We start from the raw sequence: 15591 nt of genomic DNA, 5'->3' as shown, positions 1-15591 counted from the left end.
GCCGGAAGCGGGAACGCGGCGGAGCGGGTCTTGCCGACCCACGCGACTCGGGACTGTCGTCGCGACCCTCACCGTTCAGTCAGAGAATCAACAACCGAGTATATAGAAATTGCCTATTACGAAATATTTTGAGTATAAGGTAATATAAGGGAGCGCCTCGGCCGCCGAAACGGCCGTCGACGGACGTCCTCGAAGAAACTAGAGTAAATCTCTCACGAGTGTTCTATATAGATTCCCGAAACACGTCGATGTCGGGGACGGAGACGGCGTCGATGCTGACCTCACAGTGACACGAACGGCAGCTCCCGACTGTCACGTTCCGTCCGTGTGGTCGGCACTGGGGCAGACAGTGGCTGGTGCGAGAACGGTGATTCGGCGACCCACGGGCGGGGGGCTGTGACGACTCGCGGAAGTCGCCGCGTCGGAACTCATAGGGGTTATCGTAGAATTTCATAGTTGTTCTCTAGCAGCATCGAACCCCGTGGCGTGCCGGGCGTCTCTGCTCTTCCGGTTGGCTACGATAACCCCTAGCAAAGGGAGATCGTCGCCGCCGGCAGACGAGTGGTCCCCGGTGAGCCACAGGGTTCGATTCTCGGGCAGCGAATCGACGAACTGCGACGATACCCCCGCTCAGGCGTCGGGTGCGTCGTCGATGAGGACGACCGCCTCGCCCTCGATGATCTGTGTTCCATCGGTGTTGTGGACGTCCGTCGAGAGGAGATACCGCTCGTTGCCGAGGTCTTCGACCACTTCGACGGTCGCCGTGAGCCGGTCGCCGACGTCGACCGGGCCGACGAACTCGACGTCCTGCGAGAGGTAGATTGTCAACCCCGGCAGGCGCGCGAGCGCGGCGCTGATCAGCCCCGAGACGAGCGTCCCGTGGGCGATGTTCCGGCCGAACCGGGTCTCCTCGGCGAACTCGGGGTCGAGGTGGAGTCGGTTCGTGTCGCCGCTGGCGTTGGCGAACGTCAGGACGTCCTCCTCGGAGATCGACTTGGTGAACGTCACCCGGTCGCCGACGCTGATGTGCTCCGGCCGGTCGACGGTCCGCTCGGTCTCCCAGTCCGTCCTGTTGTACGCGACTGACTGCGTTCCGGCCTCGACGTCGTCGCCGTCGATGAGGCCGAAGGCGGCGAGCGTTGCGCGGTTGGCTTCGACGACACTGTTCATCAGATGGCCCGACGCCCGTACCCAGGCTTGCGCGAGATTGGAGCCGACTCCCCCGTTAGCGCTCGATTGTCGATTACTCATCGTTGAAAATTCTCTTACCTTTGTCCCTCGGTAACATCCCGTAATATGGCTTTCGATACATATATGTCCTATGAGTTGACGGAACGCCTCGCCGACCGCCCGAGTCGATCCTCGATACCATTTTCTACCATTGCTTACCAATTGAGGGTAACGAGGGGAAGATATTTGTATGTGCCGGCGGTTATGACTAGTCGAGATGACGAACGAGTCCGACGAGATGCCGTGGTCGCCTGCGTTCTTTACCGAGCAGATGCAGCAGGCCAGCGAGGAGTTCACCGACCAGCAGATGAAGCTGTTCAGCCAGATGCTGTCGGCGAGTAGTGGGGCGAACACGGACGGTTCGTCGTCGAAGAACCCCTTCGGCGACTTCGCGAACTTCGGCAACTTCGGTAACTTCGGTCCGATGGGTGCCGCCGTGTTCAAGACGCGCGTCCAGAGCGGTGGACGCATCAGCATCCCCGACGCAGAGCGTGAAGCCCTCGACATCGAAGAGGGTGACATCGTCCAGACGTTCGTCGTCCCGATCAAACGCAACCGTGGTGATTCCCAATGAGTGAAACTACCAACCCGTTCAGTCAGATGTTCGAGATGCAACGCCGCTCGATGGAGCAGGGTCAGAAGCTGTTCCACCAGAGCCTCGATCTCCAGAAGCAGTCCGTCAAACTGTTCCGCGACAGCATGCAGTCGCAGAAGTCCGTCCAGCAGAAGGGGATGGACGTCTCGCAGACTGCCGTCGAGGCCTACCTCGACATGCTCGAGGCGACCGTCCCGGGCGACGAGAAGGCCTACGACAGCCTCCACGAGGCCGTCGCAGACCAGTTCGAGGCGTTCCACGACGTGAACGAAGAGAGCTGGGCCGCCCTCCAGGAGACCCTCGAGGAGAACGGCGACGCCTACGACGAGTTCGTCGACCAGTACGCCGAGTACGTCGACGACTCCGTCGACGCCTACGTACAGGCGCTCGGTCAGTTCGAGGAACAGACCGAGGCGGTCACGGTCGAACTCGACGAGTAACCCCCCGGACAACCTTTTGTACCCTTCGCGCGAGGCCCTAGATATGTCAAACCAGAACTCAGAGATGTACGACCCGGAGAAGTGGAGTGCGTTCATGGAGAACATGAACGAGACGTTCCTCGACCAGCTCGAACAGAACGTCGAGGCGCAGGCGAAGTTCGTCGAGACGTGGATGGACGCGCTCGACGAGTCGGCGACCGACGACACCCTCACCGAGGGGCTCGAAGGCTACGCCCGCGCCTACGAGGTGTGGATGAACGCCGCCGAGACACAGTTCGAGCGCGCCAGCGACGTCATCGAAGGCGAGGACGTCTCCGCCGAGGAGTTCCGCGACATCTGGCTCAACGCCGCAAACGAGTCGTTCAAGGAGGTCATGAGCACCTCCGCGTTCGCCGCGATGACCGGCCAGACCGTCGAGGACGTCCTCGAGTTCCAACAGGAGGTCGACAAGCAGGCCCAGGAGACGCTCCACCAACTCGGCTTCGCGACCGAAGGTGACATCGCCGAGGTCGGCGAGCGACTCGTCGAACTCGAACGCCGCCAGCACAAGGTCGAAGAGAAGCTCGACCGCGTCCTCGAGGCGCTCGAAGAGGACGAATGAACCCCTTCGTCCGCGCGCTGGACATGCAGCGCAAACAGTGGGAGCGGTCGACGGAACTCGTCGAGAAGGCGACGGCCACGCCCGACCGCGTGGAGACGATGACCGAGGTCGACGTCGGACAGACGCCGAGCGAGGTCGTCTACGAGGAGAACAAGCTGCGGCTCCTCCACTACGAGTCGATGACCGAGGAGCAACACAGCGTCCCCATCCTCGTCGTCTACGCGCTCATCAACCGGCCGTACATCCTCGATCTCCAACCGGACCGCAGCGTCGTCCGGACGCTCTTGGAGAACGGGTTCGACGTCTACCTCATCGACTGGGGCGAACCGTCGCGCCTCGACGCCTCGCTCACGCTCGACGACTACGTCAACCGGTACATCGACAACTGCGTCGACGTCGTCCGCGAGCGCTCCGAACAGGACTCGATCAACCTGCTCGGCTACTGCATGGGCGGGACGATGAGCGTCATGTACAGCGCACTCCACCCCGAGAAGGTCCGCAACCTCGGGCTGATGGCGGCCGGACTCTGTTTCGCCGGCGACAGCGGCGTGCTCGAACTCTGGGGCGACGACGACTACTACACGCCGGAGGCCGTCACCGACACCTTCGGCAACGTCCCCGCGGAGTTCCTCGACATCGGCTTCGCGCTGATGGACCCCGTGGACAACTTCGTCACGAAGTACCTGCGGCTCTACGACAACATCGAGCGCGAGGAGTTCGTCGAGAACTTCTCGCGGATGGAGCGGTGGATCGGCGACGGGATCGACGTCGCCGGCACGACCTACCAGCAGTTCCTCGAGGAGATCTACCAGCAGAACAGCCTGATGGAGAACGAACTCCATCTGGACGGCAAACACGTCGACCTCGCCGAGATCGACATGCCCGTCCTACAGATCATCGGCGAGTACGACCACCTCATCCCGCCGGAGGCGTCGAAGGGGTTCAACAGCGCCCTCGACACCGAGGTGACGACGATGGAGTTCCCGACGGGCCACATCGGCCTCTCGGTCTCCTCGAAGTCTCACGCCGAACTCTGGCCACAGGTGTGTGAGTGGTTCGAGGAACGCTCGGCGGTCGACGACGCGGCGGCCGAAGCGGCCTCCGAACAGGCGCAACTGCCGTCCGACGAGGCCGTCGAGGCCGAAGAGGCACCGGACGAGGTCGAGGAGGCCACGGAGGACGCCGGCGAAGACGGGTCCGTCGACGTCGAGGGAGCCGCCGACGAGGCCGAGAGCGACTCCGACGAGGCCGAGAGCGACTCCGACGAACCCACGCTCGAGAGCGTCAACGGGATCGGTCCGAAGCGGGCCGAGCGCCTGCGCGAGACCGGCGTCGAGTCGCTCGCCGACCTCGCGGACGCCGACGTCGAGGCGGTCGCCGACGCGATCGACGTCTCGCCGGAGCGCGTCGACGACTGGGCCCAGCAGGCGAGAGAACTGCTCGACCGATAGGTCTGCGAGCGTGACTCTCAGTCAGGCAATCATAACAATCGTTCGTCGAAAATTTCATTACGTTTTCAGGAGGTTGTAGAGGTAATCGGGGAGCGACGGCCGGCGCGACCGCCCGGGAGTCCGGTCGCCGCCCCGTGTCGCTCTCCGACCCCAGAGTTATGAATCTCCACGATCGGACCTGCGTCGTCACGGGATCGTCACGAGGTATCGGCCGCGGTATCGCCGAAGACCTCGGAGAACACGGCGCGAACGTCGTCGTCAACTACCGTTCCTCGGAGGGCGAAGCACACGAGGTGGTCGACGCCATCGAGGACGCCGGCGGCACCGCCATCGCCGTCCAGGCCGACGTCTGCGACAAAGCCGAGGTCGAGGCGATGGCCGAACAGGTACAGGACGCCTTCGGCGGGACGGACGTGCTCGTCAACAACGCCGGCATCACCGTCGACAAGAAGTTCGAGAACATGACCAGAGACGACTGGGACAGAGTCGTCGACGTCAACCTCGGCGGCGTGTTCAACTGCACGCACGCCTTCTTCGACGACCTGAAAGACGCCGAGAGCGGCCGGCTCGTCAACATCTCGAGCGTCGTCGGCCAGCAAGGTAACTACGGCCAGGCCAACTACGCGGCGACCAAGAGCGGCCTGTTCGGCTTCACCCGGACCGTCGCACTGGAACTCGCGAAGTACGACACCACCGCCAACTGTGTCGCCCCGGGGTTCGTCCAGACCGACATGCTGGACAAGGTCCCCGAGCGCGTCCAGGAGAAGATTCTGCGTCGGATTCCACTCGATCGCTTCGCGACCGTCGAGGACATCTCCGGCATCGTCCGGTTCGTCGCCAGCGAGGAGTCCTCCTACATGACCGGCCAGATCCTCGGCGTCAACGGCGGCATGGAGTGGTAGTCAGACCGGCAACACGGGGACGTTCGCCAGTCGGACGACGCGGTCGGTACAGCTCCCGATGTGGTGGTGTCGGTGGTCGGACGCCCCGTGTTTCCCCATGACGATGAGATCGATGTCGTTGTCGTCCGCGTAGTCGATGATCTCCTGGTGGGGGTTCCCGCGGACGCACTCGGAGACGACCTCGAGACCGCGTTCGCTCCCTGCGGAGACGACCTCCTCGCAGGCAGTCTCACCGTCCTTCTCGAGCTCTTCGAGGAACAGTTCGTCGCCGCTCAGCGCCGGCGTCGCGTAGACGGTCTCGTCCACGACGTACAGCGTGTGGATGCGCGCGCCGTACTTCTCGCCGAGGTCGAGCGCGTGTTCGATGCCGCGGCGGGCACCCTCGCTGCCGTCGGTCGGGATCAGGATCTCTTTGAACATCACAGCTATCCGTACGTCGGGAACCAGCATGAATACGGGCCCGAGTACCGGAGGGTGACAACGCGGCAAGACGATAAGAGCCTCGCTGTCGTACCCCTCGACGATGGACTGGCACAGCGTCCCGACCGAGTCGGTGCTCGACGAGCTCGACGCTGACGAGACGGGGTTGACGAGCGAGGCGGTCGCCGACAGAGTCGACGAGTACGGCCCGAACGAACTCCGACGCGGCGAAGGCGTCTCGCCGCTGGCGCTGTTCGTCTCACAGTTCCAGGACGCGCTCGTCTACCTCCTCTTTCTCGCGGCGGCGCTGTCGTTGGCGGTCGGCTTCCTTCCGGGCGAGGAGCCGGCGTACGTCGACGCGGCGCTCATCGTCGCGATCCTGCTGGCCAACGGCGTCTTCGGCTTCGCACAGGACTACCGTGCCGAACGGTCGATCGAGGCGCTGCGCTCGCTGTCGACGCCGACGGCGACGGTCCGGCGCGACGGACGGACGGTCGAGATCCCGGCGACCGAGGTGGTGCCGGGCGACGTCGTCCTCCTCGAGGCCGGCGACGCGGTTCCGGCCGACGCCCGACTCCTCGAGGTGACGACCCTCGAGACCGACGAGTCGGCGCTGACCGGCGAGAGCGCGAGCGCCGTCAAGGAGGCGACCGTCCTCGACGAGGCGACCCCGCTGGCGGAGCGTCGGAACCTCGTGTTCATGAACACTACCGTCGTCCGCGGCCGGGGACGGGCGGTCGTCGTCGAGACTGGGATGGACACCGAGGTAGGTGCGATCGCGACGCAGTTGGAGACCGCCGAGGACCGCGAGACGCCGTTCCAGCGCGAAGTCGACAGACTCGGGCGACGTCTCGGTGCCGGCGTTGTCGCCCTCATCGTCCTCATCGGCGTCACCCAACTGCTGATCACACAGACCCCGCCGACGCTCGTCCTCCTCGTCGCCATCACGCTCGCCGTCGCGGCCGTCCCCGAGGGGCTCCCCGCGGTGGTGACGCTCACGCTCGCGCTGGGGTCGCAGAAGATGCTCGCGCGGAACGCGCTCGTCCGCAACCTCCCGGTCGTCGAGAGCCTCGGTTCCGTCGACACCATCGTCACCGACAAGACGGGGACGCTCACGGAGAACCGGATGACAGTCACGCGCGTGCTCGCCGGCGGAACCGTCCACGAGTTTGCGACGGAGGATACCCCCGTCGACGGCGAGACGACACCCGAGGGGGTGGAACGGCTCGCGACCGACGGCGACGGCGATGGCGGCGGTCCCGACCGGAGCGCACTCGAGGCGCTACTCACCTGTGGCGTCTTCTGTAACAACGCCGAACTCGACCCGGCAGCGGCGACCTCGTCCGACCCCGCGACGGACGGCGAGCGGGAGTCGGCGGCAGACGACGCCGGCGACGACTTCCGCGGGGACCCGACCGAAGTCGCGCTGCTGCGCGCCGCTCGGCAGGCGGGCGTCGACCCGACGGGCGAGCGACTCGCCGAGTTCCCGTTCGACTCCGAACGCAAGCGGATGACCGTCGTCGTCGCGGGCGGCGAGGGCGACGAGGGCGACGGGCGCGAGCCGACGGCGTATATGAAGGGTGCACCGCGGGTCGTCTTGGACCGCTGTGATCGCATCCTGCACGACGGCGACGTCGTCCCGTTGACCGACGACCGACGCGAGGCGGTGTTGGCGGCGACCGACGAGTTCGCGGGCGACGCCCTTCGAGTCCTGGGGTTCGCTCGACGCACGGGGGTCGACGCCGACGCCGAAGACGCCGACGCCGTCGAACGCGAGATGGTGTTTCTCGGCCTGCAGGGGATGATCGACCCCCCGCGACCGGAGGTGGAGGCGGCCATCGCCGACTGCCGGCGGGCCGGGATCGGCGTGGTGATGGCGACCGGCGACAACGTCGAGACGGCGAAGGCGGTCGGCCGACAGTTGGGGTTCGACGCGACGACGGCCGCGACCGGCGCGGACGTCGAGGCTGCGACTCCCGAGGAGTTGGCGGAGACCCTCGAATCGGTGGAGATATTCGCCCGCGTCGACCCCTCGCACAAGGTCGACATCCTTCGGGCGCTTCAGGAGCGCGACCGGACCGTCGCGATGACCGGCGACGGCGTCAACGACGCTCCGGCGCTCCGGAACGCCGACGTCGGCGTCGCGATGGGGATCCGGGGGACGCAGGTCGCCCAGCAGGCGTCGGACATGGTGCTCCGCGACGACAACTTCGCCACCATCCGCGACGCCATCGCCGAGGGACGCGGTATCTTCGACAACATCCGTAAGTTCGTCAACTTCCTGCTGTCGGCGAACGCGGGGGAGGTGCTCGTCGTCTTCGCCGGCGTCCTCCTCGGCGCGGTGTTCTTCCCCGAGACGTTCGCCGGCAACGAGGAGGCGCTCGTGCTCACGCCGGCGATGATCCTCTGGATGAACCTCGTCACGGACGGGCCGCCGGCGCTCGCACTCGGCGTCGACCCGAAGACCGACGACGTGATGTCACGCCCCCCGCGCGGCCGCGACGCCTCCGTCATCGACGTCCGGATGGCCGGGTCGATTCTCAGTACGGGCGTCCTCCTGACGGTCGCGGGGCTCTGGCTCTTCTTCACCAGCATCCGGGAGACCGGCGAGTTGGTCGTCGCACAGACGGTGCTTTTCACGTTCCTCGTCGTCGCCGAACTCGTCCGTGCGTACCTCATCCGCCGCCACTACGGACTCCCCGTGCGGTCGAACCCCTGGCTGTTGGCGGCGGTCGCGACGTCGTTGGGGCTGCAGTTGGCCGTCCTCTACACGCCGCTGGCGACCGTGTTCCGCGTGGTTCCGCTCTCGGCGGCAGGGTGGGAGACGGTCGCTCTCGGGGTCGGGGTGTTCACGCTCGCGAGTCTGACGCTGTCGGTCGCCGTCGAACGACTCGCCCCACGGGTCACGCCGACGGCCGAACCGTGAGGACGGGAGTCTCCGTCGTGCGGACCACTCGTTCGGTGACGCTGCCGAACACGACCCGTTCGAGACCGGTTCGGCCGTGAGTCCCCATCACCACGAGGTCGACGCCCGCTTCGTCGGCGTACTGGCAGATCTCGTCGGCCGGGAGTCCGACCCGAACGGTGCCCGTCGCCTCGACGCCCGCCTCGGTCGCTCGCTCGGTGAACGCGTCGACGGAGTCCTGTGCGTAGGTCTCGAGCGTCGTTCGGATGCTCGGGAGCGCGGGCCCCGACTCGAACCCCCCCGCGATCGCCCGCGAGTCGACGATCGAGAGCACGTGGAGTCGGCCGCCCGTCGCCGTCACGACGTCGAGCGCGTGCGTGAGCGCCGTCGTCGCCCCCTCGCTGCCGTCGGTCGGCACCAACACGTGGTCGTACGACGGGACGGTTCGCTCGTCGTCGAGATGGACGGTCACGACCGGCACCGGTGCCTCCCGGAGCACGCGCTCGGCGACGCTCCCGAGGAGGAACCGCTGGAGTCCGCTCCGTCCGTGCGTGCCCATCACCACGAGATCGACGTCGTGGGCGGCCGCGTAGTCGAGGATCGCGGTGTGAGGGACCCCCTGTCGGACGCTGGTCCGGACGCGACAGTCCGCCTCCTCGGCGAGTTTCTGAATGTGGTCGACGGCCGCACGGGCGCTCTGTTCGGCCACCGACATCCCCTCCTCGCGGTCGGGTCCGACCAACTCGTCTTCGAAGTGTCGGAGGTCGACGACCGAGAGCACGTGGACGGTGCCGTCCCCGAGTCGAGCGAACGCGAACGCGTGTCTCGCCGCCGCGTTCGCCCACTCGCTCCCATCGGTCGGAAGCAGGATACGGTCGTACATAGGATGTGATACGTGCTCGAACCGCTTGACGACTCGCCCAGGAGTGGCTTGCTCCTGCAAGTATGAGATATTTGCATCTAGCCTTCGACTACGAACAGGCCGGAATGCCAATCCACAGTCAACCACTACCGCGGATAGCGGAGGGTGTCGGATGAGAGATCGGTTCCGTCGGTTTCTCTTCCGTCTCCTCGACCGCCAACCGGACAGACAGACGCGAGCAGATGGCAGCGGAGAACGCCGCCGTGACACGTCGACGAACGCTACCGCCGACGCACGACCTTCGGCCGGGAGTCGCAGCGAGGCGGATCTATTGCTCGAAGCGGGCGTGCGACCCAGAGAGCGGTTCGTCGACCTGATAGAGGCCAACGGCGGCTGGCTCCGTCAGCAGACGCTCGTTGAGGCGACGCAGCTCGCACAGGCGACGGTGAGTCGGACGCTCACGACGATGGAAGAGGAAGGGACGATCACCCGCCGTCGCGTCGGCCGCGAGAACGTCGTCTATCTCTCGGGTCACGAACCGAGCGACCCCGCGACCGAACTCGACACCGGAACGGACGGTCGAACGTCCACGTAGTCGCGGGAGTCCCGCGAGCGGACCGTCCCCCGACTGCGCTCTCCCGAACCACTCGTCGCGGCCGCGTACCGGTCGCCCCCGACCGATATCCTCGCCCTACCGTGAGCGACTAGGCAGGCGCTAGCGGCCGCTCCGCCGCGCAACAGTCTGAAACTCATCGAAACGGTGTGTATGTGCTTTAGTCTCATGGAACGTCGACTCAGTCGATGGCCGCACAAGGGCATTCGGGTACGAACCGTGACCGAGTCCAGCGTGTGCAAGAGGTTCTGAGCGATCCCCGCCGGCGGAGCATCCTCCAAGAACTGGCAGCACTCGCCGACGAGGAGGTGAGCTTCGAGACGCTCGTCGACCGCGTCGCGAAGAGAGAGCCCGTCGACCGCGACCGACTCGCGAGCGACCTCCACCACATCCACCTCCCCAAACTGGCCGACCTGGGCGTCATCACCTACGACGCCCGGAGTCGAAACATCACTCACCACACCTGTCGCGTAGCGGACGTCCTCGCGCTCGCCAGCGAGGCGTTGGGGGGGCTCGATGAGTGACTGTCCGCAGGTCGACCTGACCACCCCGCTCCGTGATCTCCTGTCGGCCGTCGCCGAGCGCCCCGACGGAACGGACGCCGGCTACTTCTGTCGGGCCTGCGGGACGACGCTCGAGATCCACCAGGCCACGTGTCCCGACTGTGGCAGCCGTATGCTCGAGCCTACAGGCGGCATCGAGACTCGACGCGACTGACGCGTCTCGTTCTCGCGCCACCGAGGCGCTGCGCTTCTCCGGACTGCTCACCGCTCACCGACGGAGCCACCACCACGCTGCACCGAGGACGACGACACCGACGACGCCGACGAGCGCGACGACGGGGACGGTCGTCGTCGGTTCGACGATCTCCAGTCCGACCACCGGTGTCGCGGTCCGCGAGACGCCTCGCTCGTCCTCGTAGGTCAGCGTCACCGGCATCGGATGCGTCGTCGCGACGGCGTCGTCGTCGACGGTTACCTGGACGGCGACGCTCGTCGACTCCCCGGGTTCGAGCGTTCCGACGAACGCCGACGGCGCGTCGCTCGACAGCGGGTCGACCGGGTCGACGGACGCGCGGACGTCCGTGAGCGTCTCGTCGCCGACGTTCGTCACGAGGAGTTCGAGGCGGTTGTCGGAGTCGACTTCGACGGTCGAATCGACAGCCTCGACGGTGAGGACGTCCCGCCGCTCGCCGACGACGCGCGAGACGCCGATCCGGTCGCTGACCACGTCGTAGCCGCCGGGCGTCTCGTACGCGACGACGAACTCGAACCGGCGCGGACCGGGGTCGGCGTCGCCGCCGACGGCGACGACGAACTCGAACGGGACGCGGTCGCCGGGGGCGAGGTCGCCGAGCGGGTACTCCCGTTCGAGCGCCGTGAACGACTCGGGAGGTGACCGGACGACGAGGACGGCGTCGGTGACCGACCTCGACCCCGTGTTGACGAGTTCGCCGGCGAGTCGCCCCGTCGCGTCGACGCGGAGCGTATCGTTCACCCCCTGTATCGCGAACGTCTGTTCGGAGTCCGGACGGAAGCTCAACGTGAGGACGCGCGAACTGCGGTCGACACCCCGAGCGTCGCGGTAGTCGACGACGGCACGGAGCGGGTACTCGCGTCGAGCGGCGTCGGCGGCGACGTCGACGACGTACTCGGCACGTCGGGTCTCGCCGGATTCCCACGACCCGACGAACGCCTCCGCACGCGTGGCGTTCTCGACGAAGCGGACCTCGGGGTCCGTCGCGGTGATCGTGACGACCGCGTCGCGGGCGGTCTGGACTCCGTCGTTCGTCACGGCGACGGTGACCGTTCCCCGACTTCCGACTTGGACGTCGCTGTCGACGTCGGTGACCGAGAAGCGCGGGCGGTCGTCGACACGGACGACGAGTGTCAGTCGCCTCGTGACGTCCCAGTCGCTGAATCGGGGTTCGCGGTCCGGGTTCTCGGCGTCGTACCGGACGATGTGGGTGTAGGTGTACGTCACGACGACCGGGAGTTCGTAGCGACCGGGGTCGGCGTCGTCGTCGACGGTGACGGTGAACCAGTAGGGGCCGTGCGTCCCGGTCGGCAGCGTCCCGGCGGGATACCGGCCGGTGGCGACGGTGACGGGTGCCCTCCCCGGTCTGAGTTCGAGCGTCGTCGCTCGCGCGGTCGTCACGCGTTCCAGGTAGGAGGCGGGACCGCCGCGGTCGACCGACCCGGTGTTGGCGATGTAGACCTCGACGACGTTCTCTTCACCCGGGAGGAGGACGTTGTCGGGGGCGAACAGTTCGAGCTCCGGTTCGCCGACGACGGTCTGCTCCTCTTGGGCGGCCGCGGGGGGAACCACCGAACACAGGAGGAGGGCCGCGAGGAGGATACGGAGGGCGATCCGCATAGCGTCAGATAGGACTGTTACGACGATATATGTTCTCTCGACGCCTATCTCGTGGGTATGCCAGCACCCCCGGCGATCGAACTGTCGGGTCTCACGACGTACTACGGCGACGTCCGCGGGATCGAGGAGCTGTCGTTGACCGTCGACCGCGGCGAGATATTCGGGTTCCTCGGGCCGAACGGAGCCGGGAAGTCGACGGCGATCCGGACGCTCCTCGGGTTCCTCCGACCCACCGCGGGCGAGGCGTACCTGCTGGGAACCCCCGTCTCCGACCGTCGCGCGCTCATCGAGGTCAAACGCGAGATCGGCCACATCCCCGGTGACTTCGCGTTCTACGACTCGCTCACCGGTCGTCGTCACCTCGACTACTTCGAGCGCCTCCGCGGCGGCGACCGCCGCGAGGAGTTGGAGGAACTGTTTCCCGCGCCGTTCGACCGGAAGGTTCGGACGTACTCGCGGGGGAACCGACAGAAACTCGCCATCGTTCAGGCGTTCATGCACGACCCGACGCTCGTCGTCATGGACGAACCGACCGCCGGACTCGACCCGCTGGTCCAACAGACGTTCTACGAGTTTCTGGAGGCCGAGCGCGACCGCGGCGTGACGACGCTGTTCTCCTCACACGTCCTCAGCGAGGTGCGGCGCGTCTGCGACCGGGTCGCCGTCATCCGCAACGGACGGCTCGTCGCCGTCGAGGAGATCGACGCGCTGTTGCGGAAGAGCGGGAAGGTCGTCCGCGCGTCGCTCGCCGAACGGCCGCCGGTCGAGTCGTTCGCCCTCCCCGGCGTCGTCCGCGGCGAGTACGAGTCGGGGGGCGTCCTCCGACTCGTCGTCAACGGCGGCTACGACGAACTGCTCGACCGCCTCGCCGGTTACACGGTCGAGGACGTCGAGATACGGGAGGCGTCGCTGGAGGACGTGTTCATGCACTTCTACACCGACCAGGACGTCGACAGCGCGGACGACGGGACGACGCCGGGCGTCGACAGCGCGGGCGACGGAGCCCTGGACGTCGCTTCGACCACGGACCCGACCGATGTTTGAGATCACCGCCTTCGAGACACGTCGCCGCGGCCGACAGACGCTGCTGCTGTCGACGCTACTGGTGGCGACGATCGGCCTCGTCGTCGGTCTCTACCCCTCTATCGCCGCCTCCGGCATCGACTTCGAGGCGTACGTCGAGTCGTTCCCCCCGGAGGTGCGAAACGCCTTCCTCGGGAGCGTCGAGAACATCGGCACCGTCGAGGGGTTCCTCGTCACGGAGCTCTATCAGTTCGTCTGGGTACTGCTCTTGGGAATCTACTTCGGCTACGCCGCCGCCGGGACGGTCGCTGGAGAGATCGAGAACGGCTCGATCGACCTCCTACTCGTCAACCCCGTCTCCCGCTCGCGGCTCGTCGTCGGGAAGTTCTGTTCGCTGCTCCCCGTCGTCGTGGTCGTCAATGCCGTCGCGTGGGTGGCGGTGCTCGTCGCCGTCGCGCTCGTCGACGAGACGGTCGATCCGGTCGACCTGTTCGTCGTCCACGCGCTGTTCGTCCTCTATCACGCGGCGTCCGCGTCGGTCGGCCTGCTCGCGTCGGTGCTCGTCGACCGCGTGCGGGCGGCCCAGGGGATCGCCATCGCGGCCCACTTCGGGCTCTACCTCGTCGACAGCCTGACGCTCGACACCGACTACGAGTGGCTCGGCGACATCGCGCTGTCACGTCACTTCGACGTCGGCGAACTGCTCGTCGCGGGCGACGTCGACTGGGCCGGACTCGGCTACCTCGTCGTCGTCACCGTCGTGCTCGTGGTGGCGAGCGCCGAACTGTTCGAGCGGACGGACGTCGCCGCTTAGGCGGTCAGTTCGATCGCCCGCATCTGCTCTTGATAGCGGGTTCGGATGGTGACCTCGGTGACGTCGGCGACGTCGGCGATGGCCGACTGCGTCTCCTTCTCGCCGCAGAGCATCGAGGCGAGATACACCGCCGCGGCGGCGAACCCCGACGGCGACTTCCCGGCGTGGATCCCCTCGGCGGTCGTGTCTGCGACGATCTCCTCGGCCTTCCGCTCGACGATCGGCGAGACGTCCAGCTCCGAGCAGTACCGGGGGACGTACTGGCTGGGGTCGGTCGGTTCGACCTCGAGTCCGAGCTCCTGTGAGAGATGTCTGTAGGCTCTCCCGACGCGGTCGTGGTCGACGCGTGCGACCTCGGCGACCTCGTCGAGCGTCCGGGGGATCCCCCCGCGTCGCATCGCCACGTGGAGCGCCCCCGTCGCGACACCCTCGATCGAGCGTCCGCGGATGAGGTCCTCGTCGAGCGCGCGGCGGTAGATGACCGCGGCCATCTCCTGGACGTTGTCCGGCGCGCCGAGCGCGGAGACCATCCGGTCGATCTCGCTGAGCGCGAACTGGAGGTTCCGCTCGCCGGCCTCGTTGGTGCGGATCCGCTGTTGCCAGGTTCGGAGTCGGTTCATCTGCTGGCGCTTCTCGCCCGAGAGCGAGCGACCGTTCGCGTCCTCGTCTCGCCACCCGATCTCGGTCGTCAGCCCCTTGTCGTGCATCGCCGGCGTCGTCGGCGCGCCGACGCGCGACTTCTCCTCGCGCTCGGACTGGTTGAACGCGCGCCACTCCGGCCCGCGGTCGATGTTCTCCTCCTCGACGACGAGCCCCGTCTCCTCGTGGATCAGCTCGCCGTCCGCCGTGCGGACGAGTTCGTCGTCGTCGACCTCTTCGGGGTCGAGCCGTTCGTCCGACTCCTGCTCCGTCTCCTCCTTCGCCTTCGACTGCATCTTCGACTGCGTCTCGGTGTCCGACGGCCGGTCGTGTCGTGCCGACTGCGGACGGGCTGTGCGCTGCGTCATACGGCCGGGGCGACCCGTTGCTCACCTCGCTCGTGAGCCCCCGTCGACTGAGACCCGACACTGTCGATCGCTAACTGCGTATGGCATTCCGGCATGGACTTATGATAGATTCCACAACCCAAAAGGGCTTTTGGCTGAAATATTCTCAAGAAAAGAAGCTCTCGAGTGTACGAAACGGGAACGAAAAGCTCTCCCCGAAATTTTATTCCGAGTCTCGCAGTTTCGGCTCTGAAGGTGACGAGGTTCGAATCTCGGCCGACGCAGCTTCTCGGCTTGAGTGGACCGGCCGAGCGGCGACCATGTCGACCGGTGGAGGCTGCCGTTCCGACGAAACGTTCAACTCGTCGGACGG

At 66.5% G+C, this 15591-nt stretch carries 16 protein-coding genes; 11 read left to right on the top strand and 5 right to left on the bottom strand.

From position 1 onward, the window contains the following. Positions 1 to 630: 630 nt before the first annotated feature. On the bottom strand, positions 631 to 1170 hold the full coding sequence (locus EOHIBHHM_RS10950; RefSeq protein ID WP_497250465.1) for a MaoC family dehydratase: 540 nt from the start codon (positions 1168 to 1170) through the stop codon (positions 631 to 633). A 277-nt stretch (positions 1171 to 1447) separates the two neighbouring features. Between EOHIBHHM_RS10950 and EOHIBHHM_RS10945 the strand changes: the two genes are divergently transcribed. The 5 genes from EOHIBHHM_RS10945 to EOHIBHHM_RS10925 all read left to right on the top strand — a co-directional run bounded on the left by EOHIBHHM_RS10945 (position 1448) and on the right by EOHIBHHM_RS10925 (position 5219). Further along, complete coding sequence (locus EOHIBHHM_RS10945) at positions 1448 to 1804, top strand: AbrB/MazE/SpoVT family DNA-binding domain-containing protein (RefSeq protein WP_497250463.1); 357 nt, start codon at positions 1448 to 1450, stop codon at positions 1802 to 1804. Then, a complete protein-coding gene (locus tag EOHIBHHM_RS10940; RefSeq protein WP_497250461.1) occupies positions 1801 to 2265 on the top strand; it encodes a PHA granule structural protein PhaP in 465 nt (154 codons plus the stop codon). Before EOHIBHHM_RS10945 ends, EOHIBHHM_RS10940 begins: the two co-directional genes overlap by 4 nt. A 43-nt stretch (positions 2266 to 2308) precedes the next feature. Beyond that, positions 2309 to 2866 (top strand): poly(R)-hydroxyalkanoic acid synthase subunit, encoded by a 558-nt coding sequence (locus tag EOHIBHHM_RS10935; RefSeq protein ID WP_497250459.1) that lies wholly within the window; start codon positions 2309 to 2311, stop codon positions 2864 to 2866. Beyond that, the gene (phaC, locus tag EOHIBHHM_RS10930; RefSeq protein ID WP_497250457.1) at positions 2863 to 4317 is read left to right on the top strand and encodes a class III poly(R)-hydroxyalkanoic acid synthase subunit PhaC; all 1455 of its coding nucleotides are present in this window, start codon (positions 2863 to 2865) and stop codon (positions 4315 to 4317) included. The genes EOHIBHHM_RS10935 and phaC overlap by 4 nt, the downstream gene beginning before the upstream one ends. 158 nt (positions 4318 to 4475) lie before the next feature. Then, positions 4476 to 5219, top strand: a complete 744-nt coding sequence (locus tag EOHIBHHM_RS10925) for a beta-ketoacyl-ACP reductase (RefSeq protein WP_497250455.1) — start codon at positions 4476 to 4478, stop codon at positions 5217 to 5219. Here EOHIBHHM_RS10925 and EOHIBHHM_RS10920 read toward each other — a convergent pair whose 3' ends face one another. Beyond that, positions 5220 to 5639 (bottom strand): universal stress protein, encoded by a 420-nt coding sequence (locus EOHIBHHM_RS10920; RefSeq protein ID WP_497250453.1) that lies wholly within the window; start codon positions 5637 to 5639, stop codon positions 5220 to 5222. Between the two features lie 103 nt (positions 5640 to 5742). Here EOHIBHHM_RS10920 and EOHIBHHM_RS10915 point away from each other — a divergent pair, with 103 nt between their 5' ends. Beyond that, positions 5743 to 8565, top strand: a complete 2823-nt coding sequence (locus EOHIBHHM_RS10915) for a cation-translocating P-type ATPase (protein ID WP_497250451.1) — start codon at positions 5743 to 5745, stop codon at positions 8563 to 8565. Here EOHIBHHM_RS10915 and EOHIBHHM_RS10910 read toward each other — a convergent pair. Then, a complete protein-coding gene (locus tag EOHIBHHM_RS10910; RefSeq protein WP_497250449.1) occupies positions 8543 to 9427 on the bottom strand; it encodes a universal stress protein in 885 nt (294 codons plus the stop codon). The genes EOHIBHHM_RS10915 and EOHIBHHM_RS10910 overlap by 23 nt on opposite strands. 151 nt (positions 9428 to 9578) lie before the next feature. Here EOHIBHHM_RS10910 and EOHIBHHM_RS10905 point away from each other — a divergent pair, with 151 nt between their 5' ends. The 3 genes from EOHIBHHM_RS10905 (at position 9579) to EOHIBHHM_RS10895 (ending at position 10736) form a co-directional block, all read left to right on the top strand. Then, positions 9579 to 10001: a helix-turn-helix transcriptional regulator gene (locus EOHIBHHM_RS10905; protein WP_497250447.1), complete on the top strand. Its 423-nt coding sequence runs from the start codon at positions 9579 to 9581 to the stop codon at positions 9999 to 10001. A gap of 254 nt (positions 10002 to 10255) precedes the next feature. Continuing rightward, on the top strand, positions 10256 to 10543 hold the full coding sequence (locus EOHIBHHM_RS10900) for a DUF7344 domain-containing protein (protein WP_497250445.1): 288 nt from the start codon (positions 10256 to 10258) through the stop codon (positions 10541 to 10543). Next, the gene (locus EOHIBHHM_RS10895) at positions 10536 to 10736 is read left to right on the top strand and encodes a hypothetical protein (protein ID WP_497250443.1); all 201 of its coding nucleotides are present in this window, start codon (positions 10536 to 10538) and stop codon (positions 10734 to 10736) included. Before EOHIBHHM_RS10900 ends, EOHIBHHM_RS10895 begins: the two co-directional genes overlap by 8 nt. Before the next feature lie 54 nt (positions 10737 to 10790). Here EOHIBHHM_RS10895 and EOHIBHHM_RS10890 read toward each other — a convergent pair whose 3' ends face one another. After that, positions 10791 to 12395: a COG1361 S-layer family protein gene (locus EOHIBHHM_RS10890; RefSeq protein WP_497250441.1), complete on the bottom strand. Its 1605-nt coding sequence runs from the start codon at positions 12393 to 12395 to the stop codon at positions 10791 to 10793. 57 nt (positions 12396 to 12452) lie between these two features. Here EOHIBHHM_RS10890 and EOHIBHHM_RS10885 point away from each other — a divergent pair, with 57 nt between their 5' ends. Beyond that, the gene (locus tag EOHIBHHM_RS10885) at positions 12453 to 13439 is read left to right on the top strand and encodes an ABC transporter ATP-binding protein (RefSeq protein ID WP_497250439.1); all 987 of its coding nucleotides are present in this window, start codon (positions 12453 to 12455) and stop codon (positions 13437 to 13439) included. Beyond that, complete coding sequence (locus EOHIBHHM_RS10880; protein ID WP_497250437.1) at positions 13432 to 14232, top strand: ABC transporter permease; 801 nt, start codon at positions 13432 to 13434, stop codon at positions 14230 to 14232. Before EOHIBHHM_RS10885 ends, EOHIBHHM_RS10880 begins: the two co-directional genes overlap by 8 nt. Here EOHIBHHM_RS10880 and EOHIBHHM_RS10875 read toward each other — a convergent pair. Next, positions 14229 to 15167, bottom strand: coding sequence for a transcription initiation factor IIB (locus EOHIBHHM_RS10875; RefSeq protein ID WP_497256981.1), 939 nt, complete (start codon positions 15165 to 15167; stop codon positions 14229 to 14231). The genes EOHIBHHM_RS10880 and EOHIBHHM_RS10875 overlap by 4 nt on opposite strands. Positions 15168 to 15591 lie beyond the last annotated feature (424 nt).

The organism is Halogranum roseipondis, assembly GCF_059695585.1.
This window is presented reverse-complemented; position numbering and strand designations above follow the sequence as displayed.